This window comes from Synechococcus sp. Nb3U1 (assembly GCF_021533835.1).
Lineage (GTDB): Bacteria > Cyanobacteriota > Cyanobacteriia > Thermostichales > Thermostichaceae > Thermostichus.
This window is the reverse complement of sequence record NZ_JAKFYQ010000001.1, coordinates 1,988,629-2,013,122: the sequence shown is the minus strand read 5'-3', so window position 1 is coordinate 2,013,122 and position 24,494 is coordinate 1,988,629. Positions and strand designations below refer to the sequence as shown.

Below are 24,494 nucleotides of genomic sequence, written 5' to 3'. Positions count from 1 at the left end.
ACCCACGGCTGCATCACTCCTCCTTTGGGGATCCCATCAGGGATCCCATCTTTTCATGCCCTTCCATCAGTACCATCCTCAGGGGAGAACCTGAGTAAAGGGGGAGTTAAGGTGTGCTTAAAAATCAAGTTTTTATGAAGTTGCCTCAGTCTGTATCGAAATCTGTGGGTGGACAGAGGCAGGCGTGTTTCCCTAATCCCCCAATTCTGGATCCGGGCGAACTCGCACTTCCATCTGTCGCAACAAGCGCAGGGATCCCTCTGGCCCGTCGATCATCTGCTGCTCGTTGATCCAGTAAGTGGCAATGCCCAGATCCTCCAAAAAGTCGATGTACAGATCAGGAGGTGGCCCATCAAAAACGGCGGCCTTTTGTACGGAAAAGCCCTGCTCTAGCCAGGAGCCGAGGGCAAACCGTTCGTAATATAACAACTGCCCCACCACCTCTTGCAGGCTTTCTGCCGCATCTTTGTGGTGCAAGAGCTTCACTTCCGCCAAGAGCAAGTGCCCCTCTGCCACCGCCAGAAAGTCGAAGGTGTGTTGGTCTTCCCGCACCTCCAACCCAGCCAGACGGAACCAACGGCGAAAATGGTGCAAAATCTCGTTGTGACGTTCGCTGCGCTCCAATTGCCGCCGCCGCCGCCGCTCCGCCATCATCGGGTCTGCTCCGGCACTGTGGGGGATTCCGCTGCTGCGAAATTGCGGCGGTTCATCCGGATCCAGAACCACTCTGCCCCCAGCCGGTTGGTGGAGTAGGGGTGGCATCTGCGGCAAATGGGCGGATCCCCAGTGCATTTCCGGTTGTGCCGCCCAGGTGAGCAGATGGCGGTTGAGGGGGTGCTCGGGGTGGGTATCGAACAACTGGCGAAATTGTGCCTGACCAAACTGAAAATCCAGACGAAATTGCTCTATGGAAAGGCTGCTGCGTCCCTGTTGTAAAGTTTCTTGGCCAAAGTAGAGCATCACCAACAATGGGTACACTGGCAGCGGACGGTGGGTGGGAAGCAACATAGCCCACATGGCATCCGTCCAGTGGGGAAGCAAAATCTCGGCTTGTTTGCCCTTGCCTACCACCTGCAACATTTTCGGGTGCCCCGGCTGCCAACCGCAGGGGTGATCGTCGAAGCCACAGGTCTGCCGCCCCTGATCCACACTGAGGGGATAGCGCCCGTCGTAGAGGCGAAATGGACAGAGATCCCGGTCTTCGGCCAGAAAGCGTTCATCCTGCCAGAGGTGGGCTGCTAGAGCATGACAGCCGATGCCCTCCTGGCTGTTGCAGCCTTTGAGCCAGCGCCGCTCTGCTAACTTTCCGCCCACAGCACTGGGAGCTAAGGGCTGCACCAGGCCGTTTTCCGATTGGTTAAACAGGGGCCACACCAAGGGATCCCCGCTCTCGGGTAGGGTGGGGAGAAGGGGATGGGTTTTGCTGTAGAACGGATCACAAATGTGTTCGGCCACCTGCTGCAGGGGCAGCCCCTGGGCGGATCCCACCCAAGGCAACAGGGATCCCGAGCCAGCTTGGGCACGATGATATTGAATGGCCAAAGCCACTTCCACCCCAATCGGTCGCAGTTCGGGGGTTAACTGCCGATACCGCTGCAGAAGCCGTGAAGCCTGTACGAATAGGTCATAGCGCTGAACTGAAACTGCGTCAACCATAGTGTTGCAGAAAAAGGCTCCGCACCGCCTGGGGTAAAAGCTGCCACGTACACACGCCTTGTCTCAAAAGCTGAGACCCTCACTAAGGGATTACGACAGGATTACGACTCTTCTGAACCCATCGGATTATCCCTTGATTCCGCTGCACCTCGAGTCAGTTGTCAGTGTAATGGAGAAACCCAGGGGTGAGAAGATTTTGACACCTGCCATCGGGCTGTAAGAAAAATTCATAAAACTCTAGCGTCGGGGCCACCAGGGAAAGCGAAAGGGGCGTTCGGTTTCTGCCTTGCGGTCATACTCGGTGGGGCGGCCTGTATCCTCCTGAATCACCAAGCTACCCAGGTAGTCCGCCTCCTGATACACACGGGCAATCTGGTCATGAATCTGGGCCATATCTTCGGCGGAGACCACACCATTGCTGGTGCCCTTGTAGAACTGTACCGTTACCCGAATCGGAAAGCGCGGATCCCTTTCTATCTCCAGGTTATTGATTTCGGTGAAGGGGCCTTCCACCTCCCCATGCCCGATCACAGCGGCTTCCACATTGCTGCGGCTGGCCATACCCGATTCGGCACTCATCAACGCTTGTGGGGCAGCCGGTATGGGCCATCCAAACGCCACTCGTTGCGGCTGCCGTTGCTTGAGGGGCACTTGGATGAGCATCACCCTGTTCAGGGCTTCTTCTGCCACCTCCACGGAGGTGGGATCCCGGGGGGTGGGGTCGGTGGCTGGCTCGGCCTGAAAATCGCTGAGGCGCTGCCCGGTCAAGCTGGCCCGTTCGCCATTCTTATTAAAAAAGAGCCGTTGCCCCCAGGAATAGCCCGCTTCCAAGCCCTGTGGACTAGAGCCCAGTCCGCCATCCCGTTGGTTGTCGATGATGGTGATGCTGGTGCCCTCGCGGGTGGCCAAGATCGTCAGTACGGCTGGGTTACCGGGATAAGACTGGTAGTTGAACAGCACCGGGTTAAATTGGGCGGCTCCCCCTTGAGGAATGGGTAAAAAGGCTGCTTGGGCGCTCACCAAAACATGGCTATCGCGGGGGGGGGCCAGTAGAGAGCGCCGGTTGCCGGCCCAAGAGCTGCTATCGTGCAAATAACGGCGTAAATCTGCCAGCAGGTCGCGTAGCAGGACAGGTTGCAGGGCTTCTCCTTTTTCATTGCCGACCAACAGCCTTAATCCATCCATCGGCAGATCGGCAGATAAATCGGTGAAATTGGGATATCGGATGACGGGCATGAGGCTGAGTTCATAGCGGCCCGTCCCAGGGTTGAGCTGCTGCACCTGGATGGTCATATCGCTGATGTTGGGGCCGAGGGCGGATCCCTTGTGGCGTCCGGTATCTTCCCAGGTGACGTTGACTATGTCCAGGCCATAGCGCTCTGCCAAAGCACGAGCTTGTGGATCCCCGGTCATGGAAACGGTTTGGTCGATGACACGCTTATAGGCTTGGTACTCCTGCCATTTGTCCACGAGGGAGGGGGAGGTGGGCCGGGACGGGGTTTGTCCCAGAAGAAAATCTAATGGAGAGGCCTCAGCAGTGGGAACAGTCAGGTTGGGGGCTAGGGCTACCAGAGAAAGGCTTACCCAGCTCAGTGAACTCAGGAGCAGTGTTATCGGGGTGCGCATAAGCAGGAAGGATCCCTTGTGCATGTGGGGGAAGATGCCCTGACGCTAACTCGGAAAAAAGGGGATATTGGGTCAGTTTCGCTTTTGGTAACGGGATCCCGATCCCATCCCCTGCATCCATGCCTAACTGGCTCAGAAGGCAAATTCAGTCCCTGTAAGCGCCACAGGCCGCCTGGGCTAGGATAAGAGGCTGTAGCACTCTTTGCAGAATCATGACCGATACCTTCCAAGATCCCGAGGTAATCTCGTCTGCTGCTTCTGCCGAGCCTCAGGTACAGTTTCAGCTCTCTCCGCCCCCTTTGCCGCTGCACACGATGTTTCGCTTGGGCCTGTTTCAAATGGGTCTGGGCATGATGTCGTTGCTCACCTTGGGAGTGTTGAACCGAGTCATGATCGATGCCGAGTTGCTGGCCATTCCGGCAACAGTGGTGGGGGGATCCCTGGCCATGTACCAGTTTGTTTCCCCGTCCCGCGTTTGGTTTGGGCAACTCTCGGATGCCAAGCCGCTGTTCGGGTCGCACCGCACCGGCTATGTGCGCCTAGGGGCCGTGCTGTTCACCCTGTGCATTTTCTTGGCGGTACAGGTGGTCTGGGAGTTGGGAGATAGCTTTGCTACGACGGGATGGTCTTGGGCCACCTACGGCTGGATTGGGCTGACGGCCCTGGTGTTCGCCCTCTACGGCCTTTGCATCGGCACCTGCTCCACGCCCTTTGCCGCTCTACTGGTGGATGTGTCGGATGAAGACAATCGCTCCAAATTGGTGGGGATCGTTTGGTCGATGTTGATGGTAGGCATTGCGGGTGGGGCGATTAGCTCGGCTGTTTTGTTGCGCGGCCTCACTCCCGAGAATCTGCAGAGCACGATCAACCAGTTGTTTCTGGTGATCCCGGCGGTGGTGATCCTGCTGGCCTGGATCGCCACTTGGGGAGTAGAAAAACGCTATTCCCGCTATGGATCCCGTTCTACTTTGGCTGGACGAGAAGATCAGATCACCCTTGGCACCGCCCTCAAAGTGCTGACCGCCAGCCGTCAAACCCTGATCTTCTTCAGCTTTTTGGCCCTGATGACGATGGGGCTGTTTATTCAGCAGCCGGTGTTGGAACCCTATGGTGGGGATGTGTTTGGCATGACCGTGGCCCAAACCACTCAACTGAATGCCTTCTGGAGCCTGGGCATTTTGGCCGGGATCGTGCTGACGGGGTTTTTGATCGTGCCGAAGCTGGGCAAACAGAGGACGGCACGCCTCGGCTGTTTGTTGGTGGCGGCATCCTTTCTGCTAACCATTCTGTCGGGGGTTACAGGTGACCCCCTGCTGCTGCAACTGTGCATGATCCTGTTTGGCTTGGCCTCGGGTATCACCACCAACGGTGCGATCAGCTTGATGTTGGATTTGACGGCAGCAGAAACGGCAGGTACTTTCATCGGTGCGTGGGGCCTTTCGCAGGCGATGTCGCAGGCTCTTTCCACTCTGATTGGGGGGGCATTGCTGGATGTGGGGCGGATTCTCTTCCCCAGCTCGCCAGTGCTGACTTATGCCACCGTTTTTGGAGTGGAAGCAGGGGTGATGTTGCTGGCGGTGTATTTGCTGGGGCGGGTGAGTGTAGCGGAGTTTCGGGATACCACCAGTCGGGTACTGACGGATGTGTTGGCGCTGGAGTTGGAGGGCTAACCAAATTTGCGGCGATTGGCTGGGGAGCTAGCTTCCTTTCTCTGTATTTCCAAACAGCCGCTAAGAAGGGATCCCCCTAGAACCGGTTTGGGTCATGGCTGCTAAGCTCGAAACGTGTGCTGGACTGGGCAATGCGGCTGATCGATCGGCTGGGTAAATTGCGAATTCCACCCTCTTGGTTACAGCAGATCCCCAGTTGGGAGCTGGTGAGGCTGACTCTGCGGTTGGCGTGGGAAAATGCGATGCGCTACCGGCTGTTTGGGCTCGCATCTGAAATGGCCTACAGCTCGATGTTGGCGCTGTTTCCCTTTATTCTCACCATCCTGACCGCCATCGGGTTGTTTTCGGGATCCCCTGAGCAAACTTTTCAAGGGTTGATGGCCAGGTTAGGCCAGTTCGCTCCGCAGGAGGCACTGGTGATTGTAGATCGCTATGTGCGCGACATTAGCTTTGGGCAAAATCGTGGTTTGCTCTCTCTGAGCTTCTTGGGCACACTCTGGGCAGCTTCTGGGGCGTTGGGGGCGGTGATGACGGCATTGGATCTGAGTCATGAAATCCCGCAGGACATGCGCCGTCCATTTTGGAAACGCAAGTTGATCTCTCTCGTGTGGATGCTGGCCACGCTGGGATTGACGGGCTTGGCCAGTTTGATTTTCTTGTTCAGTGCCAGTTTTTTCCGCCTCTTGGCTTTGCAGGCGGGATCCCTGCCGGAAGGGGTGGCAGGCCCAACCCGTTTGGATCCATTCCGGGAAATATGGCTCAATCTATGGGGGATTCTCACTTTGCCCATTTCTTTGGGGTTGATCATCGTCTCCTGTTGGGTGCTCTACCGCTTTGGCCCCAGTTTGCGGCGACGTAAAATGCCGATTTTGCCAGGGGCCATTGCCGCCAGCGTGCTGTGGGTGGTGGTGTCCGGAGGGTTGCGGTTTTATGTGGGGCATTTTGGCCAGTTCAACCAAGCCTATGGCACCGTTGGAGCTGTGATCATCCTACTGCTGTGGGTTTGGCTCACCTCCTTGGCTCTGCTATTCGGGGATCAGATCAACATTGCCCTCTTCCAAGCCCGACAATTGATCCGAAAACGGCAGCAGAAATAATGCAAACGGACATCCTTTCCCCCAGCTCTGGCCACATTGAACTGGCGGCGGCAGCGCTGCGTCGAGGACAGTTGGTGGCTATGCCCACCGAAACCGTGTATGGTCTGGCGGGTCATGGCTTGGATACGGCAGCGGTGGCCCAGATTTTTGCGGTGAAAGAGCGGCCCCACTTTAATCCTTTGATCCTGCATCTGGCCCCTGCGATCCCTTTGGAAAAACTGCAGGGGTGGCTGCTGGATCTGGCGGAGTTTACCCCTGCTGCTCGGGAACGGCTTGAATCCCTGTGTACGACCTTTTGGCCGGGGCCTTTGACGTTGGTACTGCCGAAATCGGCTGTAGTACCGGATTTGGTCAGTAGTGGATTGCCTACGGTGGCGCTGCGCGTGCCTGCTCATCCTGTGGCTCAAGCGCTGTTGCAAGCGGTGCAAATGCCTCTGGCCGCCCCCAGTGCCAACCGATTTGGTCGCATCAGCCCTACTTCTGCCCAGGCAGTATATGCCGAGTTGTCGGGGCGGATCCCCTACATTTTGGATGGGGGCAACTGTTCAGTGGGGTTGGAGTCCACGGTGCTCAAGCTCAGCCCAGAGGGGATCCCAACTCTGTTGCGACCGGGCGGGATCCCTGTGGAGACTTTGGAAGCCCATCTGGGTTTGCGGATCCGGTTACCCGCTGACTGGGCCAACGCTTCTACCCACTCGGAAGGGCTAGAATCTCCCGGACAACTGAGGAGCCACTATGCCCCCAATAAACCCTTATTTCTCCTGCCTGCAAGGGTTTTGCAGCTTCAGCCTGCGGATTGGCAGCCAATCCAAAGCCAGGTTTCAGGACATGCTCACGTGGGAATATTGGGGTTTGCCCGGGATCCTGAGAAGCTGCTGGAGCGCCTGCAACCCCACTTTGCCGAAGCCATCTTGCATCTTGAACTGCTGGATCCGGATCCCAGCTTGGCGGCTCCCTCTCTGTTTGACCGTTTGCGCCATCTGGATGAGGGATCCGCGACTCTGCTTTTGGCGGAACCACCACCGCTCCGGCAGGGACTGGGTCATGCGATCATGGATCGGCTACGACGGGCCAGCACGCCATGGAACCCTCCCCCCCCTTGATTGCGATTGTCATGGGCAGCGATTCGGATTTGCCGACGATGGCTGCTGCGGCACAAGTGTGTGAACAGTTTGAGATCCCCTATCACCTTCAGATTCTCAGTGCTCACCGCACCCCCGAAGCAATGCTGGAGTTTGCCCGCTCCGCCCATACCCAAGGGATCCGAGTGATCATCGCCGGGGCAGGGGGGGCCGCCCATTTGCCGGGGATGGTGGCTGCGTTAACCCCTCTGCCAGTGGTTGGCGTGCCGATGGCGAGCCAGTCCCTACAGGGATTGGATGCTCTTTACTCGATTGTGCAAATGCCGCGTGGGATCCCGGTGGCAACCGTCGCCATCGGCAATGGACAAAATGCTGGGTTACTGGCGGTGCAGATTTTGGCCTGCGGGGATCCCGACCTATTGCAGCAGGTGATCGCCTATCGGGAAAGCCTGAAACAGTCAGTACAAGAAAAAAATATCCAATTGCAGGCCCAAGGCTGGAAAGACTATTTGGCCGACCAGTGAAAATGGCAGGGATCCCTACCAACGGGCCAGCAGCATCTGGAACTGGCTCTCCCCCAGCAGGGTGATCTGCGGGTTAGGATAGGTGTCCCGAAACCACTCCTGAAATTGCCGGATGGCAAGCATGAAGATCTCTTCCGGGATCTGCCAAGAGGCGCTGTAGGAGCGCTGTGCATACAAATCAAAGAGCGCCTGGGCACTGACCGCCGTTTGCCATTCTGCGGCCACCACCCGTTCTAACTGGGCACCCTCAGCTTGCAGATACTGCTCCACCTGCTCAGCATTGGCCCCCACCCGTTGGGGTTCAAAGCCTAGCCCCGCCAAAATCTCTGTCCAGCGGGGCTCAAACTCGCCTCGGGCGCTCACCACCCGATCCCCATAGCCGTAGAGATAGACCCCACCCGGCCTTAACACGCGGCGAATCTGGCCAATCACCTGCTGCCACTCCCGAATCAAATGCAGCACATGCACCGTAATCGCCACATCCACGGATCCCTCAGGAAAGGGCAAAGCTGTAGCATCGGCAAGCTGAACCGACACCTGCGGCGGGATCTGCCCCAGCCTTTCCCGTAACTTGCGCCGTAACTCCGCCAACATCTCTTCAGAAATATCAATGCCGGAATAGGAATAGCCGCGACGGATCAAGGGTAAGGCAATGCGTCCCGTCCCAATGCCCACCTCCAGAAAGTGTGTATCCGGGGTGGCCCCCACCGCAGTCAGGATTGCATCAGCAATTTCTTCATCTACGCCAACAGGGAAGCCACGGGTCGCATCGTAAAAGCCCGCCGCCCGATCAAAACAGACGCTGTAGGATTGCACCATTTCTGCGCGCTCCTAGTGCACTCAAACAAAACAATGGGCCAAGACCCTTTGGATCCCAGCCCATCTTAGAGCAACGAGACTGATTCCTGGTTTGCCTGTTGTTCACCTCAGTCAGGGATCCCCAACTTAGGCATCTTTAGGCATCTTCTGCCAAGCGGGCATAAAACAGGCCCTGAATGCGGACGGTGTGGGGCTCCATTGCCCCCTGCTCAGTGCTGGAGGGCTGAATGCTGACAAAAGAGCCCGCCATTTCGCCAGTACTGGGGTCAACACGGGCGATCCGCAGCGACATTTTCCCTTCCGAGACTTCATCCACCTTGCGGTTGGGGGCAAATTCATCTTTGGCAGCCTGCAACCCTACGGCGGTGTCGTAGCCGGTGTTGGAACCCCGTCCACGCGGATCCAAGAAAGAACTGCTGTGGTAGCCGGGCACCAAAAACTCCCCTTCAAAATCCGTTGAGGGGTCGATGGCGGATCCCTGGGCGCTGGCGACCAAATCTTTCACACTAAACAGCAGCGGCACCAGTTCGCGGCGGGGCATTTGGCCGGTGGTCGGCTGAGAGGTCATCCCATCCACTACCCTCAGCTCTAAGCCACTGTCTTTGGGGGTAACCTCTGCCTTGATAGGGCCAAGAGTAGCGGCTGAAATCAGAATGTTTTTGGCTTTGATAAACTCTTTCTCACCATTGCGCTTTTCTTCTTCCACCTCAATTTGCACCGGCTGGAAGCAAACATCGGTTAGTTTCAGGGATCCCCCGCTGGGTATTTCGATGCGGCCCCGAGAGTTGTCGGAGACCGAAGGACAAATAGCCGCCTTACCGGTGTTGCGGATCTGGTCATAGGTCAGCGGAGCCTTGGCAGCCTCAGCCCGAAAGGCGAAGACGCTCAAGCAAAGCGCCAACAGAATGGCGAGCAGTGGACGATACCGCATGGTCGAACCTCGAAAAAACCTTTTTTGAATCTGAACGCTGCTGGGGAAAACAAGCCAGAATGCCCCCATTGTACGCAATAGTGATCCTCTCTTTTGCCTCGTTTCGAGAAGTTTCTTTGCTGCCCAAATCGGTGTTGAGAGGGAAAGGGTTGAGGCCAGGTTGACCAGTCGGGGGCTTAGAGGCTGACCAACGGGGAGCCAAGCCACTGTTCCCGTATTTGAGCCACCAACTCGCGGATCGGCTGCTGATCAATGCGGTAGCTAATCGGATGGGCGATCAGGCGGGCCGTACTCTCAAACAGGCAGTCCCGTTCGATGAGGCCATTTTCTTTTAAGGTGCGCCCTGTTGCCACCAAATCCACAATTGCATCCGCCATGCCTGTTATCGGTGCCAGCTCGACCGACCCATACAGAGAGATCACCTCCACCGGCAGATCCAGACGGTTAAAGTACTCCCGTGCGCAGCCGACAAACTTAGAGGCCACTCGCGCATGGGGAGGTAACTGAGCGGCGGAGGTGTAAGGACTATCTTGGCGCAGCGCCACCGACATGCGACAGTAGCCAAATTTCAAATCCAATAGGTGAGCCACCCGTGCTTCGGTACTGGCATAGCGCTCCCGCAACACATCGTAGCCGACAATGCCCAACTGCGCTTGACCATATTCCACGTATACCGGCACATCGTGGGTGCGCACCAGCAGGGCTGCGTAGCGCTGTCCATTCAACGGGGTGGGAGACTCAATCCGCAACAGACGATTGCCGGGATCCAAAAAGCGGCTAAAATCGATGCCTACCTGTTGAAAGCATTGGATGGCCTCTGGCAGTAAGGCGCCTTTGGCTAGGGCAACGGTGATCGGTCGATTGCCGGGATCCAAATCAAGAGCCTCTGGATCTGGAGCTGGTCTGTTGCTGGGAGCCATCAACATCGAAGTGCAGGGATCCCCCTTGCTGGGTATGAAATGCCCTCTGCAAGAGAGCAGGCGCTACTGATTTTATCCTTGTGGCGGCGCTGGAGGGGTGGGTTGACTCCGCGAAGCTCAGTTGGCTTCAACGGGAGCAGATGAAACAGATACTCAGACCTTTGGAAGCTCTGTTCTATCCCATAGGAGAGGGATCCCGGTACTGGGGTGATAAAGTCAGAGCACGGTTAACCCCGAGGAGTAACAACGGCATGAAAGCCATGATCCTGGCAGCGGGCAAGGGTACACGGGTACGACCCATCACCTACATGATGCCCAAACCGATGATCCCGATTTTGCACAAGCCCGTGATGGAATTTTTGGTGGAGTTGCTCCGGGAACACGGGTTTAACCAGATCATGATCAACACCAGCCATCTGGCCCACCAAATCGAAGATTACTTTCGAGATGGGCAGCAGTGGGGGGTACAGATTGGCTTTTCCTTTGAGGGGCACTTCGAGAATGGCCAACCGGTGGCCCAAGCCCTCGGCTCGGCTGGCGGCATGCGCAAGATCCAGGATTTTTCTGGTTTCTTCGACAGTACGTTCGTGGTGCTCTGTGGTGATGCCCTGATCGATCTGAACATCACAGAGGTGGTCAATTTCCACAAAGCTCGAGGGGCACTGGCGACAGTGGTGCTGCGGCAGGTGGATCCCAGCGAAGTCTCCAGCTATGGGGTGGTGGTTACAGACGAGATGGGCCGGATCATCACGTTTCAGGAGAAGCCCAGCCAAGAAGAGGCCCTGAGCAATACCATCAACACCGGCATTTACATTTTTGAGCCGGAGGTGTTTGACTACATTCCCCGCGATTGTCCCTACGATATTGGGGGTGACCTGTTTCCAGCCCTGGTGAAAGCGGGTGCCCCTTTCTACGGGGTGACTGCCGATTTTCAGTGGGTGGATATTGGGCGCACTCCCGACTACTGGTTGGCGGTGCAGAAGGTGTTGCGGGGCGAGATCAAGGGGGTACAGGTACCGGGGTTTCAGATCCAGCCGGGGGTGTGGACTGGGATCAACATCCGTGCCAACTGGGATCGCATTCACATTAAGCCACCGGTGTATATCGGGGCCAGCAGCCATTTGGCGGATGGGGTAAAACTGATTGGCCCTACCGCGATTGGTTACGGATGCGTGTTGAATGAAGGGTGTACTCTGGATGGCAGCTTGATTTTTAACTACACCCAGATTGCGGCAGGGATCACCTTGCGCCACCAAATGGTGATGGGTCGGTACTGCATTTCCTCGGATGGCAACGCGATTGACACAGAAGAATCCAACCTCACCTGGCTGATTGGGGATGCTCGCTCCAGCGCCAATGGCAGCAAAGTTTCTGTCTAAGCCGCGATTGGGCTGAGGATTTCGGTTGCCCTACGTGCCGCTGCTGATGAGTTCTGATGAGTTTTTGATATGGATCCTGTATCTACAAAGATATCTACAGATATTTACGAAGATCTCCCTGCTCTGCCCTTTCTGAGTGACCCATGAGTGCCCTTTACCTGTATGGGATTGTCGCTGCCCCCGGCCCGCGCCATTTGAGTGGGGTGGGTCTGGATAAGCAGCCGGTGCATACTCATCTGCTGGGCTCCCTGACCTTCGTTTATTCACAAGCCCAACAGGAGCGTTACCTGGCCAGCCGCGCCAATTTGCTTGCCCATGAAGCGGTGCTGGAAAAGGTGATGAGCGAGGGGCACCGTGCTCTGCTGCCTTTGCAATTTGGCCTGGTGGTGGGCAGTTGGGAACAGGTGGAACGGGACTTGGTGGAGCCGCGCCTGGAAGATCTTTTGGCTTTGCTCCAGCATCTAGAGGGCAAACGGGAGGTGGGAGTCAAGGTCTTCTGGGATCCCGAACAGGAGCTCCAATTGGGATTGGCGGAAAACCCGGCCCTGAAGGCCAAGCGGGATGAAATGGTTGGAGCACCCTTGGGGTTGGATGCGGTGGTGCAAATCGGGCGGGCCTTAGAGCAACTCCTAGAGCAGCGGCGGCAGTATATTGCCCAATCCTTCACCACAGCCCTCAGCCCCCTGGCCAGCGATCGGGTGGAGGGAGAGTTGCTCACGGAAAATATGGCCTACAACGGCTCGTTTTTGATCAACTGGGAAGACGAGCCCAGCTTTGCCAAGAAAGTGGAGGAGCTGGATCAGGCCTTTCAGGGGCGGCTGCGCATTCGCTACAACAACTTCACCGCCCCCTACAACTTCGTCAAGCTCTAGTCTCAGGCTAGCCCATAACGGGCCAAAAAACGGGGCAAGTTCACCACAAGGCAACTGTAGGAGCCCTGCATGATCAGCCGCCCCTGCTGCCGGATCTCCGCTTGAAATTCAATGCGCCTCCCTTCTACACCAACCACCTCCACCTGTACCTGCAAGGAATCCCCCGGTAAAGCCGCCGCCTCATGTTCCAGGGCAAAGCGGATCCCTACGGCGGCTTCCTCCGCTTCGTAGAAAGGTTGTAGGGTGGTGTGGCTGCACTGCTCGATCAGGGTCAACAGGGCCGGGGATCCAATCACCTTTACCCCTGGGTTACCCAAGGCTTCAGCCGTCTGTTCGGGCCCTAGGATCCCTTGCCAAGTGCCGGTGGTGCTGAGGGAAAGGGGTTTCATCCCGGTTGCCGCAAACGCACCTGTTGCCAAACTTTCCAACCCTGCCAAAGCAAAAGGAATAGCAGCAGGATACCGCTGATCCCCCCCAGCACCAAGGCCCGTTCGATGCGGGTGGCATAAAAGCCGGTCACCGTCCAATCGTGGCTGAGACTGGCACCCAGAATGGCAATCACCGTCAGGCACAAGCCTTGTGCGCCCCAAAAGCCCACAGTTACCTCCCCGGTTCCCTGACGGGATCCTTGACTCCAAAAAACCGGCTCCAAAGCCGCCCACACCAAAGCCATCATCAAGGCTCCCAATAAGAAGGCTGCCTGTGGTTGTGCGTGAATGAAGTACCCTACCCCCAGCGGCAACATCAGGCTAGCCACCGTCAACCCAATCCCCGTTCTGCGGGGGTTGTCCTGCCCGTACAGCCGATGAATGAGCGCCGCCAGCACCATGCCCGCTATACCCAAGTACAGCGCTGCTGACACATAGGGCTGGGTGAGATCGATCCCGGCGGTCTGTAGATTGAACTGGTGCAACAGGTTTTGCAACAAGGGCCGGGCCGCCAAAAACAGCGCTGCCAGCGCCCCCCAACGGCTGGGAAAAGCCAAACACCCCAACCCCAGCAGAGCTGCCCCGTAGGATCCCCCCAATCGCAGCGCCAACAACGCCCCTCCCCCCACCAGCATCAGGCCCAAACAAGCCCGCCAGAGCAGCACGCCCCGTTCAACACGGGATTGACCCGATTGCGGTGAATCGGCTTCAACAGGGCCAGAAAAGGGAGCAAGTTGAGCCTGTAACCCCGACAAACCCCAGGAGAGCAGCCCCCCCACCCCGTATAACAAGGCCAAAAAGGGATCCTGGTACAGCCCATTGCGAGCCAATACGAGTGCCAAGGTGGTGGCCACCAGCCAACCCACCCCATGGCCCAAAGCCGACAGTAGCCCAGAGGAGGTGGATTGCGCCTCGGGAGTGGTCAACAGAGGCACTGTGCCCGCCACTAAACTCAAGGCCGCCAACCCCACCGGCAATAGCACCTGCCAAGGTAAATCCTGCTGGGATCCCATCTCCATCAACCGGGATCCCCAGGCAAAGGCCGCTACACCAACCCACCCTTGCCCCAGAGCCATCAGCAACGGGATCCCTTCTGTCTCCGCAAGCGGGCTAGATACCCGTCCGCACAGTCGCCCCAACAGCGGGATCCCCACCAGGCCCAGACCCAGACCTGCTGCGGCAAACGCGGCCACTCCCATTTCCGCCCCAAACCCGTGCAAACTCGCCCCGGTGGCCAAACTGAGCAACAGCACCACCAGCCCCTGCCCCGCCCGTCCACAGCCACTTAAACCCAGCAATCCTACCCCTACTAGTCCCCCCAGCAACAGAGCCATGGGGACAGGCACAGGCAATTGTCCCAGCCAAAACCCCAGCGCCACCAGGGCCGCCAAGCCCAACCCCAATCCCAGATCCCAAGGGTGAAGCGCCCCCCAGCGACGGTAGCGGATCCCTTCCAACAGGAGGACTACCAGGCCAATCGCAGCGGCAATCGCCAAAACTCCGGTTACCACTTGCCCCATCCTTTCCAACCCTTCCACAACTATCGCCTATCGGGAGCCGGTCAGGGTCAGCGAAAGGTTTGCCCCTTGCCCCAGACCCAGTCGGGGGATAGCAAAGATAAGCTGTAGAAGTGCGGCTACCAGGCGTTCATGTCTCCAGAACATTACAAATTCGATCTCTTTTTGCGCTACCACCGGGCTCAAGCTCGTTGGGCGCGGCAACTGGCGGAGCGGCTGGATCGAGAGGGCTTCAAAGTTTGGTTTGACCAGTGGATGTTGCAGCCGGGGGATGACCGCAGGCTGGAGCTGCAACTGGCGATCGAACAGTGCCGCTGGATCGCGCTGGTGGTCTCGCCCGAATTTGTCGGGGATCCCTGGCCGAAAGATGAGCTCTACAGTGGCTTTCCCCATGCCCCAGCCCGGCAAAATCAGCGGTTGCTGGCTCTGCTCCACACGCCGGTGGATTTGCCCCGACCGATCGAACAATCAGAACTGTTCGACTTTACCGGCTCAGAAGAGGATGCAGTGCTGTTCGAGTACCGCGCCCTGCAGTTGATGCATTTTTTGGATCCCAGCTTTACCCCGCCGGGGGATCTGCAACGGTTCCGGCTGCAATATCGCCGCTCCGAGCCGGTGGAAGATGAGGAGGTGCGGGGCTTTCAGGGCTTTTTGCGGGCCATCCAAGCGGCGATTGTCCGCATTGCCAGCGGGGAAACCCCCTCCGTCACCCCCGAAGAAGGGATCCGCCAGATCGCCATTCTGCAATTTATTCAGCGCTTATTTCAGTGGAATAGCGCCGATATCCAATTTGAGCGGGGGGAAGACTGGCGCAAACGGGGTAACCTGACGGAGGCTTTGGCCGCCTACGACCGTGCCCTGAATATGGATCCCAACTTCGCCTTGGCCTGGAGCCGGCGGGGGGATGTGCTGGTGCGGTTGGCCCGCTACCGGGAGGCGGTGGACAGCTACAACGGATCCCTGACCATCAACCCTTACGACGAGGTGACCCGCCTGAGTCTGGCCTTGATTTTGGGGCGCTTAGGGCAATATAAGTCAGCGGTCGTCAACTACGACAAGGTGCTGGAGAGCAACCCGGAAGATGCGCTGGCCTGGCACAACCGTGGCATTCGGCTGCTGCAACTAAAGCGACCGAAGCTAGCCCTGAATAGCCTCAACAAGGCCCTGCGCTACAGCCCGAAACAGCCGCGCACTTGGTTGGCCCGTGGGATCGTGCTGCGCCGCTTGCGTCGGCCCAGTTCGGCGGCGGCCAGTTTTGCTCGGGTTTTGAAGATCAACCCCAAAAGTGCGCGGGTTTGGCGTTTTCAAGGCAATGCTCTGCTGCGGTGCAACCGGCTGCGCTCGGCCATCGAGTGCTACAAGCGCTCTTTGCGGCTGCGGCGACGGGATCCAATCACCCTGCACAATCTAGGAGTTGCCTTGCTGCGGCTGGGGCAATATCGGTTGGCCAGCGATGCCCTAGAACGAGCTCTGCGCTACGATGCCGACAACCTGAAAAGTTGGTATGCCCGTGGCATGGCCTTTCAGCAATTGGGCTACCTGAAGGAAGCCTGCATCCACTTCGAGGAGGCACTGAAGATTGATCCCGAACATTTTCCAGCCCGCTATGCTCTAGCTCTGGCCCGACAGGACTTGGGCCAATACGAGGCCAGCCTGGATCATTTTGAGCGTCTGTTGCAGCAACGTTCCCGTAGCTTTGCCTGCTGGTTTGGCCAAGTGACCAGTTTGCGCCGCCTGGGGCGGTTGGAACAAGCTCGCAGTGCCTGCCAGCAGATGATCCGCCTCAACGACCGGGATCCCCTCGGCTGGTTTGCCCTGGGACTGAGCTACAGCGATCTGGGGGATCCGGAAAAAGCGGTGCAGGCTTACTCGCGGGTTTTGCAGCTCACCCCCGAAGATGCCGTGGCCCTGAACAACCGCGCCTGGGAAGCTCTGAAGCTAGGGAAACTGGAGGCCGCCCTAGCGGATGCCGAACAAGCCATCCAACTGGAGCCAAGTCGCCCTGGCTTTTGGCATACCCTGGGATCCGTTCAACAGAAAATGGGGCAGATAGCACCGGCCCAAGCCAGTTGGCAACGCTGCCTGGAACTGGATCCCCAGTTTCAGCCGGCCAAAACAGCCCTGGAGGCATTGGGCCACAAGGACTCCGTCCCGCTGGCGCAAACGGCGTTGCCAGAGTTGGACAGCCTCAATCCGGAGCCAGAACCCCAGCCGCTGGACCGTAGCTCATAAATGGCTCATCAGGCTCATCCAGGGATTCGGTCAGAAGAACATGCCACACTGGATCCCACCCTTTCCACAGCACCGCGATGGCTCCCCGTCTAATTCCCGTCAAGCTGCCCAGCAGCCAATACGACATTCTCATCCATGCCCCCGAAGGCCCCAGCGGCCATAGCCTGATCCAGTTGGGATCCCAGATGCAGGCGCGCGGGCTTTCCGGCAAGGCCATGGTGGTGAGCCATCCGGTGATCGCCAAGCACTTTGCGGCAGGGCTAATGCAGGGGCTACAGGAAGCGGGCTTTGAGGCACGGCTGTGTTTGCTCCCCGCCGGAGAACGCTTCAAAACACCGCGCTCAATCGCCAAAATTCACGATGCCGCCCTGGCCTTTGGCCTAGAGCGCTCCTCCAGCCTCATCGCCTTGGGGGGTGGGGTGATCGGGGATATGGCGGGCTTTGCGGCAGCAACCTGGCTGCGCGGGATCCCGTTCGTGCAGGTACCCACATCGTTACTGGCGATGGTGGATGCTTCCATTGGCGGCAAAACCGGAGTCAACCACCCGCAGGGGAAGAATTTGATCGGGGCCTTTCATCAACCCCGTCTGGTGTGGATCGACCCAACGGTGCTGAAAACTCTACCCGCTCGGGAGTTCTCCTCTGCCTTGGCAGAGGTAATCAAATACGGCGTTATCCAGGCCCCCGATGTGTTTGAGTTTCTGGAAGATCGGCCCAAACTGAGCCGTTATGCCGACTTTGCCCCCGCCGATCTGCATCACCTGTTGGTGCGCTCTGCCGAGTGTAAAGCGCTGGTGGTTCAACAAGATGAAAAAGAAGGGGGATTGCGGGCCATTCTCAACTACGGCCATACCCTTGGCCATGCCCTCGAAAGTGTTACCCACTATCGCCGTTATCTGCATGGGGAAGCCGTCGCCGTGGGCATGGTAGCAGCCGGAGAAATTGCCCAACGCTTGGGGTGGTGGAGTGCCGGAGAGGCCCAGCGGCAACGACAACTGATTAAAAAAGCCGGTTTGCCCAGCCAGTGGCCGACCGGGATCCCTTGGGAAGCAGTGTTGCAGGCGATGCAGGCGGATAAAAAAGTCAAGCAGGGGCGGATTCGTTTCATTTTGCCCCGCCAAATTGGCCAGGCGGAACTGACGGATCAGGTCAACCTGGAGCAGGTGCGAGCTGCTGTAGAGGCCATCACCGCAGCCTAATTGTTGACGAGCTCTAGCTTCTAGCTTGCTTCCGCGTAGGGGTAGGACGGGGCTTCTATCCCTTTTTCTGCGGTCAAGCTAGGATCCAATAGCTGAACAGGATAGAGTTCTGGGAGTCGCCATCTGTGAACGATCATTCGCGTTCCCCTTCCTCCGGTCAGGGATCCTGGCAAGACTACATGCGGCGGATCCACCGAGGTGCAGCTCAGATGGGATCCCAGGTGGCGCTGCTGCTGGTCTCGACTTTGCGCGGCCCGCGTGGTCATTGGGGTGTTTTGGCTCTCTCGGGGTTGGCCTTGGTCGGATTGGCGGTTTGGAATTGGCGGCTGGGTCTTTCTCTGCTAGTCGGCTCGTTGGTGATGTTGGGCCTCTATGCTTTGCGGGGTCGGGAACTGATCCGACGCTGGCAAGAACTTCAGGCTTGGTTTCGTCGAGGAGATCGCTCCCTGTTGGTGGCGATTGGTTCTGGAGCAGCTGCTACCCTTGGCACCTATACCCTCGTTTCTATCTGGGCAGAAGCCAATCAACGCTGGCTGGCTACGGGCGCGATTTTGCAGGGACTGGCTACTTTGGGGTTGTTGGCGGTGCTGCTTTGGGAGTGGTTAAATCGCCGACAGGAGAGGCAACGGTCTCAATTGGAGCGGGATCTGAGCGATATTGCTTCCCCTGATTCGTTTAAGCGGCTGGTGGGCGTTCGTCGTTTGCAAAGTTTGATGCCCCAGTTGGATGCTGACCAAACCCGTTTGGCAGTGGACTATCTGCGTTTGGCCCTTGATCAAGAGACGGTGGCCATTGTGCGTGAAGCCCTACTGGAAGCCCTACAAGGATGGGGGATCCTGCGTCGCCTCAATGATCTGAATGAATTTAGCCGCTCCGAAGCCCCCGGGGATCCCTCCTTACATCGCAACCCTTGAGGAGCCCCTTCTGCCAGCCTGCCAGAGTCGCAACCCAAATGATGTTACCTGCTTCTCCACCCCCCAAACTGGCCCTGACCCTTGGGGATCCACTCGGCATTGGCCCGGAAATTATTCTCAAGGCGCTTGCGGAATCTGAAGTGCAAGCCTGTGGACAAATGACGGTGGTGGGCAACCGACAGGTGTTAGAAGCCACCTACCAAGCCTTGAAGGAGAGAACCCACACGCCCCTAGCCGATCCGGCCCATCTTTCGATTTGGGAATGTGATACGGATTTTCGGCTTCATCCCTCTGATCTTGGCCAGGGCAATCCTGACAGTGGTGCTGCCAGTTTTATTTATCTCAAAACGGCGATTGAACAAACTCTGCTGGGACAGTTTCAAGCGATTGTCACCGCTCCTATTGCCAAATACCTCTGGCATCAAGCGGGCTACCGTTTCCCCGGTCAAACCGAAGTTTTGGCGCAATTCAGCCACTCTGAACGCTACGGCATGTTATTCGTGGCCCGTTCCCCCTTCAGCCACTGGCAGCTGCGGGTCCTGTTGGCAACCACCCACATTCCCCTGCGCAAAGTTCCAGATAGGCTCACCCCAGATCTGCTGCGGGCCAAATTGGACTTGCTAGTGGGATCCCTGCAACAGACCTTTGGAATTTCTGATCCGGTGATCGCAGTAGCTGGACTGAATCCGCACGCGGGCGAACAAGGTCAACTGGGAGATGAAGAGCAGCGATGGCTGACCCATTTGCTCCAAACCTACTCCAAGGCACGCACCTGGGGGCCGCTCCCACCGGACACGATGTGGCTATCTCCCGCCCAAGCCTGGCACAGTCTGGGCTCCGCCGCTGTCGCTGATGCTTATGTGGCCCTTTATCATGACCAAGGGTTGATCCCCGTCAAGATGCTGGCTTTTGATCGGGCGGTGAATATGACAATTGGCCTGCCTTTTATTCGCACCTCCCCCGACCATGGCACAGCTTTTGATATTGCTGGGAAAGGGGTCGCCCGTGCCGATAGCCTCAAGCAAGCAATTTTATTGGCAGCAGAACGGTTCCCCATTGACAGGGTGCTCTCTTGAATCTCTAGTGAATAGGAACAGAAATAGCTCAGGCTGGGTCAGTATAGCCGCCGCATACCCTGAGCGATGGGATCAAAGTCGGCATCAAATTGGGTAAGGCTGTCGAAATAGGCACCGCCAAAGGCTGCTCCTGTCAACTGTGCCCCTCGCAGATCGGCCCCCCGCAAATTGGCTCCGATCAGCACCGCCTGGCTCAAATTGACACCTTGGAGATTGGCCGTTTGACCGTTGGCTAGGCGTAGGAGAGCCCCACGTAAATTCGCCCCCCTCAGGTTGGTCTGCCAGAGGGTACAGGCGCTCAGATCCGCTTGTTCGAGGCTGGCTTCATTCAAGTTGGCTTGAAACAAATTGGCCCCGCGCAAATTCGCTAGATTCAGGTCGGCCTCTGTCAGTTGAGCTCTTTGTAGGTGTGCCTGCTGCAGGTTAGCCCGTCGCAAAATGGTGATGCGCAAGTCCGCCCCCTCCAGACGGGATCCCTGCAAATTGGCTCGGTGCAGGTTGGAGCCGCGCAAATTGGCCTCACTCAGATCGACCTCCTCCAGATGGCTATCCTGGAGGCTACAGCTCTCTAGGTTGGCTTGGCTGAGGTTACCCCCGTGCAGATGAACCCCCTCCAGATGGGATCCACACAGCATGGCCCCCTGCAGATCAATCCCCGGCAGATGGGATCCCTTGAGGTTGATCTCTCGCAAGTAGGCGGCTGGCAAGCTGGCGCCGTGCAGGCAAATGCCGATAAAGTCTCGTTCCCAGGCGGCATAGTGCTCCAGCAGATCGGCAGCGGTGCGAACGGTGATCATAACGGCTCACAAGCGGTAGGCTCCGGTGAACCTCAACAGCATACCAGAGGGGTTTAATCGTCCGGCTGCTCCAACTTCGGATCCAGACTCTTAGCCGTCAGGCGCAGGGCTTCTGCCTGATCCATGACCCGTGAGGCTTCTGCTGCCGCTTCAATGCCCTGGCCATAGCTCTCCCATAGGGGCATTTCTGGGTAGGTGGTTTGCAGTTGCTGGATCTGATCCAGAAGCGCCTCCAACCAACCGGCACTGCTCCAGGTGAGCAAAAACTGAAAGGGGTTCCAAAGGTTTAGTTGCCGCCCCAATTCGTTCAAGCCTTCGTTACGGATGGGTGGATCGAAGGTATCGGCCACCGCCATCAACTGCCGTGCCAACAGGGGCTTCAGGGTTTTCTCGGCAGCTTCGGTGACAGCGGGAATGGCCGCCTGGATCCGTTCTGGGGTAGGGATATTCCGCGCTTGGGGCAAGGCTTGTAACACCAACTCCAGCCGACGTCCTGCTTCGGCGGATTCTAAGGCGGACTCCAGGGTGGTGCCAACGCTGAGAAACACTTCCCCCGTCAACAGCCGCATCGCGTCGATCACCAGGTGATACAGCGGGGGAATGAGGAGCTTAATCCACTCGCTCTGGAAAAATTCCCGTAGTCGCCGCGCCACATAATCCCCCACTTGGGTGGTTTGGATCCCCAGTTGGGTGAGGTTGAGATACCAGTCGTTGCTAGGGGGGGATCCCTTGGGATCCAACCAACGACGCAGGGTTTGCCATTCCTCTTCTGTGAGAGCGGTGCGCCCCTGTTTCAGGCCCGTCTGCCGCAATTTGCCATCGGCACTCAAGAGTTTGCGCAGCTCCGGTGTGCCCAGCAAAGACAAGGCACCTGCCGAACCCACGCTGCCGATCTCGATGGCGATCAGGGTGGCCAACAGGGCAGCTGAGGCTTTCACTTGGATCTGACCCGACTTGTCCATCACCAGGGGCATGCGGCTGTTGCCATAGGCGCGGGCGCTCATAGTCTCCAAAGAGGAGCACTGATCAGGGGATAAGACAGACGGGATCCCGTCTGTTGGGGTCTCTGGATGTGGTTGCTCTTGCCCCCAGTGGAATAGCAGGCTGGCCACCAACGCCCGGTCGGAAGCACGCGCCAAGGAGGCGATCACCACTTCCCATTGGCTGGGGTTCAGTAGCGGCAACAAAGCCCGGATCTCCGCCGGAATGGGCTGCAGGGATCCTGTGGCTTCGGCGGCTTCCAAAGCTTTTTGTAAGCGATCCCGCGCTTCTCGACACAACCCGCCCCACTCCAGTTGCAACCGAGCTAGGGTTTGTTGCACTGTTTCTTCGGAGCGTTGTGGGAGTTCCTGCCAGCTTGCCTCCAGTTGCCGCAACAACTCCTCCCAGTTCAGGCCCGCAGCAGGGGATGTGGCCGATCCATTAGCGGATTCCGACGCAGCCGGGTCGGCAGCAGTTGCAGTGGATGAAGATGAAGAAGAGTCAGACTGGGGATCCAGGGGCTTAGACATGGGCAAAATCGGCCTCAGAGGGGCTATCGGCATTATAGCTAGGGGTAAAAGGCCAGCCGGGGCAAGCCCAGAGTTTCTGGCCAACCCATCATCACATTTAGGCACTGCACCGCCTGTCCCGCTTGGCCCTTCATTAGGTTGTCGATCACTGAAAGGACGATGACACGGTTGGTGCGGCTATCCACCTCCACCCCGATCATGCAGCTGTTCGTCCCCGAGACCCATTTGGTTTGCGGGTAAACGCCCCGGGGTAGAACCCTCACCCAAGCCGATTGGCGATAAAAGGCGTTGTAGATGGTGAGCAGGTCTTCCCCCACCAGGCCGGGATCCCGCAGGGTGGCATACAGGGTGACATGAATGCCTCGCACCATTGGCACCAAATGGGGGGTAAATTGCACCGTGATCGGGGTGTGGGCCAAATCAGAACAGGCTTGCTCGATCTCGGGGGTATGGCGGTGTTGTGCCACCCCATAAGCGGCAAAAGAGCCATCCACCTCCGCAAACAAAGATCCCACTTTAGCGGCTCGCCCTGCCCCAGAAACGCCAGATTTGGCATCGAAAATGAGGCTGTCTAGCTCTACCAACCCTTGCCGCAAGAGGGGGGCCACGGCCAACAACGAGGCCGTCGGATAGCAGCCAGGGCACCCCACCAATTGCGCTTGAGCGATCGACTCCCGGTATAGTTCCGGCAACCCATAGACGGATCCCTCATTGGCTTGACGATATTCGGGGCTGGGCCAGTTGGGATCCGCTTGGCCCATGCGGTACCAAGACTGATAGGTGGCCAGGTTGCGAAAGCGGTAATCTGCCGACAAATCCAAAACTTTGCAGCCTTTGGCCAAGAGAGGTGGGGCCAGATCCGCGGCCAATCCATTGGGTAAGGACAAAAACACTACATCGCTGCTGGCGGCAATTCGATCCACATCCACCGGCTGAATCGACAGATCCACCATATGGGCCAATTGGGGGTAGAGATCTCCGTATCGTTTACCGACGCTGTCTTGCCCAGCTAGATAAGTCATTTGCACGCCGGGATGTTCGCTCAGCAACCGCACCAGCTGTACCCCCCCGTAGCCAGAGGCACCGATGATCCCGACACGAACGGCTTCTGTGGGGTGAGAAGGACGGGGCGCTGCGGCGCTGTTGGACATGATAGGGTGCCTGCGCAAAAGAGATTGCCTTACTTTTATCGCATTTGTCCGGATCCCGTCTTGGTCAAAAGTGGAGTTTGTTATGCTGAATTCACTTGGAGCGGCTCTGAATCCTGACAGGCTATGCAGTATGAGCGACTGATCAACATTGTTTTGAGGGCCTATGGCCAAAGCAGCCGTCATGGCCTGGATCAGGAAACCCTCACTCTCTACGCAGAAGGCCCCTACACCCTCTACAAGCTCACTTCCCACTTCGACCGTCGCTCCATTTTTGTCTTGGCGCAAAATCAGCGGGATGTGTTTGTTTCGGGCGATGCTTTTAACAGTAAGCTGATTCCTGGTGACTGGCAGGTGTGGCTCCAGCAGAAGGCTTTGGGCATTGCCCCCGATACGGCCCAAGCGGGTTAGTCGGGGGCTGGTTTGGGTGTAGAAGGATCCCCCGAGACCCAGCGAGCCAGCCAGAAACCGGTCACCCCGCCGTAGGCCAGCCACCCCAACCCATAGACCACCGCCGTAGACCCGCTGGATCCCAAGGCCGGCCCCGCACAGAGCAACTCACAGGCATAGGCGCTGATCCCGCCTCTGAGGGCCCCCGCCAACAGGTTGACCCCAACCCAACTCAAAATAGGTAGAGGAAATCGCCGTAGGTACAGCCCCCACTGCAGCAGCGACAGCCCCAAGCCCTGCGCCGCCTCATTGACGAAATTTAGCCAGACTACCCCGGCAAAGCTAAAAAGCGGGTTCAGGCCCTCGATTAGAAGGGTCAACCCCGGCTGCATCCCCAGCCGCACCCATCCTGCCAGGATCCAAGCCAAGCCCGTCACGGCCACCCACCCCCAACCGAAGGTGCGACAGGATCCCATGACCTGCGGTAGGCGGAAACCAGCCAGGCCAAGACTTTGAGCCAAGCCGACAGAAAACCCCAACAGCAGCAGTGTGGCCGAAAACTGCCAGCCGGATCCTTCTAGCCACCCTGCCACAGCCCCCCCCAACCCACTGGCCAAGCACCAGCGCCAAGAAAAATTCGCCAAGCACCCTGTTTGGGCGGGCAGTTTCCGAAAGGGATCCATGTTGGAGAAAACCCCGCGCAAGA

22 protein-coding genes are annotated in these 24,494 nt (G+C 57.9%); 11 read left to right on the top strand and 11 right to left on the bottom strand.

Annotated features, from left to right (window positions below):
* Positions 1–192: 192 nt before the first annotated feature.
* Together L1047_RS09565 and L1047_RS09560 are read right to left on the bottom strand one after the other, a co-directional pair.
* The gene (locus L1047_RS09565) at positions 193–1,656 is read right to left on the bottom strand and encodes a hypothetical protein (RefSeq protein WP_235278628.1); all 1,464 of its coding nucleotides are present in this window, start codon (positions 1,654–1,656) and stop codon (positions 193–195) included.
* Between the two features lie 237 nt (positions 1,657–1,893).
* Positions 1,894–3,282 (bottom strand): hypothetical protein, encoded by a 1,389-nt coding sequence (locus tag L1047_RS09560; protein ID WP_235278627.1) that lies wholly within the window; start codon positions 3,280–3,282, stop codon positions 1,894–1,896.
* A gap of 212 nt (positions 3,283–3,494) precedes the next feature.
* Between L1047_RS09560 and L1047_RS09555 the strand changes: the two genes are divergently transcribed.
* The 4 genes from L1047_RS09555 to purE all read left to right on the top strand — a co-directional run bounded on the left by L1047_RS09555 (position 3,495) and on the right by purE (position 7,655).
* Entirely contained in the window at positions 3,495–4,952 is a 1,458-nt protein-coding gene (locus L1047_RS09555; RefSeq protein WP_235278626.1) for a BCD family MFS transporter, read from the top strand.
* A 131-nt stretch (positions 4,953–5,083) separates the two neighbouring features.
* Entirely contained in the window at positions 5,084–6,049 is a 966-nt protein-coding gene (locus tag L1047_RS09550; protein WP_235278625.1) for a YihY/virulence factor BrkB family protein, read from the top strand.
* Positions 6,049–7,152 (top strand): L-threonylcarbamoyladenylate synthase, encoded by a 1,104-nt coding sequence (locus L1047_RS09545; protein WP_235278624.1) that lies wholly within the window; start codon positions 6,049–6,051, stop codon positions 7,150–7,152. Before L1047_RS09550 ends, L1047_RS09545 begins: the two co-directional genes overlap by 1 nt.
* Positions 7,131–7,655 (top strand): 5-(carboxyamino)imidazole ribonucleotide mutase, encoded by a 525-nt coding sequence (gene purE / locus L1047_RS09540; RefSeq protein WP_235278623.1) that lies wholly within the window; start codon positions 7,131–7,133, stop codon positions 7,653–7,655. Before L1047_RS09545 ends, purE begins: the two co-directional genes overlap by 22 nt.
* A gap of 15 nt (positions 7,656–7,670) precedes the next feature.
* On the opposite strand, the gene L1047_RS09535 is transcribed toward purE, so the two are convergent.
* The 3 genes from L1047_RS09535 to hisG all read right to left on the bottom strand — a co-directional run bounded on the left by L1047_RS09535 (position 7,671) and on the right by hisG (position 10,325).
* Positions 7,671–8,474: a class I SAM-dependent methyltransferase gene (locus tag L1047_RS09535; protein ID WP_235278622.1), complete on the bottom strand. Its 804-nt coding sequence runs from the start codon at positions 8,472–8,474 to the stop codon at positions 7,671–7,673.
* 136 nt (positions 8,475–8,610) lie between these two features.
* Entirely contained in the window at positions 8,611–9,405 is a 795-nt protein-coding gene (locus tag L1047_RS09530; RefSeq protein ID WP_235278621.1) for a photosystem II manganese-stabilizing polypeptide, read from the bottom strand.
* 176 nt (positions 9,406–9,581) lie between these two features.
* On the bottom strand, positions 9,582–10,325 hold the full coding sequence (gene hisG, locus L1047_RS09525) for an ATP phosphoribosyltransferase (RefSeq protein ID WP_235278932.1): 744 nt from the start codon (positions 10,323–10,325) through the stop codon (positions 9,582–9,584).
* Between the two features lie 251 nt (positions 10,326–10,576).
* On the opposite strand from hisG, the gene L1047_RS09520 reads away from it, so the two are divergent.
* Positions 10,577–11,704, top strand: a complete 1,128-nt coding sequence (locus tag L1047_RS09520; RefSeq protein WP_235278620.1) for a nucleotidyltransferase family protein — start codon at positions 10,577–10,579, stop codon at positions 11,702–11,704.
* A gap of 143 nt (positions 11,705–11,847) precedes the next feature.
* Positions 11,848–12,576 carry a GvpL/GvpF family gas vesicle protein gene (locus L1047_RS09515; RefSeq protein WP_235278619.1) on the top strand — a complete coding sequence of 243 codons (729 nt, stop codon included), beginning with the start codon at positions 11,848–11,850 and terminating at the stop codon, positions 12,574–12,576.
* Positions 12,577–12,578: 2 nt separating this feature from the next.
* Here the strand turns inward: L1047_RS09515 and L1047_RS09510 are convergent, their stop codons facing one another.
* Both L1047_RS09510 and L1047_RS09505 read right to left on the bottom strand, forming a co-directional pair.
* Positions 12,579–12,965 (bottom strand): thioesterase family protein, encoded by a 387-nt coding sequence (locus tag L1047_RS09510; protein WP_235278618.1) that lies wholly within the window; start codon positions 12,963–12,965, stop codon positions 12,579–12,581.
* The gene (locus L1047_RS09505) at positions 12,962–14,524 is read right to left on the bottom strand and encodes a hypothetical protein (RefSeq protein ID WP_235278617.1); all 1,563 of its coding nucleotides are present in this window, start codon (positions 14,522–14,524) and stop codon (positions 12,962–12,964) included. The genes L1047_RS09510 and L1047_RS09505 overlap by 4 nt, the downstream gene beginning before the upstream one ends.
* 129 nt (positions 14,525–14,653) lie before the next feature.
* Between L1047_RS09505 and L1047_RS09500 the strand changes: the two genes are divergently transcribed.
* The 4 genes from L1047_RS09500 (at position 14,654) to pdxA (ending at position 19,942) form a co-directional block, all read left to right on the top strand.
* A complete protein-coding gene (locus L1047_RS09500) occupies positions 14,654–16,753 on the top strand; it encodes a toll/interleukin-1 receptor domain-containing protein (RefSeq protein WP_235278616.1) in 2,100 nt (699 codons plus the stop codon).
* Between the two features lie 77 nt (positions 16,754–16,830).
* Complete coding sequence (gene aroB / locus L1047_RS09495; RefSeq protein ID WP_235278615.1) at positions 16,831–17,952, top strand: 3-dehydroquinate synthase; 1,122 nt, start codon at positions 16,831–16,833, stop codon at positions 17,950–17,952.
* Between the two features lie 125 nt (positions 17,953–18,077).
* On the top strand, positions 18,078–18,866 hold the full coding sequence (locus L1047_RS09490; RefSeq protein WP_235278614.1) for a hypothetical protein: 789 nt from the start codon (positions 18,078–18,080) through the stop codon (positions 18,864–18,866).
* Positions 18,867–18,904: 38 nt separating this feature from the next.
* The gene (gene pdxA / locus L1047_RS09485) at positions 18,905–19,942 is read left to right on the top strand and encodes a 4-hydroxythreonine-4-phosphate dehydrogenase PdxA (RefSeq protein WP_235278613.1); all 1,038 of its coding nucleotides are present in this window, start codon (positions 18,905–18,907) and stop codon (positions 19,940–19,942) included.
* Between the two features lie 38 nt (positions 19,943–19,980).
* On the opposite strand, the gene L1047_RS09480 is transcribed toward pdxA, so the two are convergent.
* Genes L1047_RS09480 through argC form a run of 3 tightly spaced genes read right to left on the bottom strand, consistent with a single transcriptional unit; the run spans position 19,981 to position 23,401 of the window.
* Positions 19,981–20,739, bottom strand: coding sequence for a pentapeptide repeat-containing protein (locus L1047_RS09480; protein ID WP_235278612.1), 759 nt, complete (start codon positions 20,737–20,739; stop codon positions 19,981–19,983).
* Between the two features lie 53 nt (positions 20,740–20,792).
* Positions 20,793–22,250, bottom strand: a complete 1,458-nt coding sequence (locus L1047_RS09475; RefSeq protein WP_235278611.1) for a hypothetical protein — start codon at positions 22,248–22,250, stop codon at positions 20,793–20,795.
* 38 nt (positions 22,251–22,288) lie between these two features.
* Positions 22,289–23,401 carry an N-acetyl-gamma-glutamyl-phosphate reductase gene (gene argC / locus L1047_RS09470; RefSeq protein WP_235278610.1) on the bottom strand — a complete coding sequence of 371 codons (1,113 nt, stop codon included), beginning with the start codon at positions 23,399–23,401 and terminating at the stop codon, positions 22,289–22,291.
* A gap of 123 nt (positions 23,402–23,524) precedes the next feature.
* Between argC and L1047_RS09465 the strand changes: the two genes are divergently transcribed.
* Complete coding sequence (locus L1047_RS09465; RefSeq protein ID WP_235278609.1) at positions 23,525–23,809, top strand: hypothetical protein; 285 nt, start codon at positions 23,525–23,527, stop codon at positions 23,807–23,809.
* On the opposite strand, the gene L1047_RS09460 is transcribed toward L1047_RS09465, so the two are convergent.
* Entirely contained in the window at positions 23,806–24,471 is a 666-nt protein-coding gene (locus L1047_RS09460) for a hypothetical protein (RefSeq protein ID WP_235278608.1), read from the bottom strand. The two genes, L1047_RS09465 and L1047_RS09460, sit on opposite strands and share 4 nt — an antisense overlap.
* Positions 24,472–24,494: the final 23 nt, after the last annotated feature.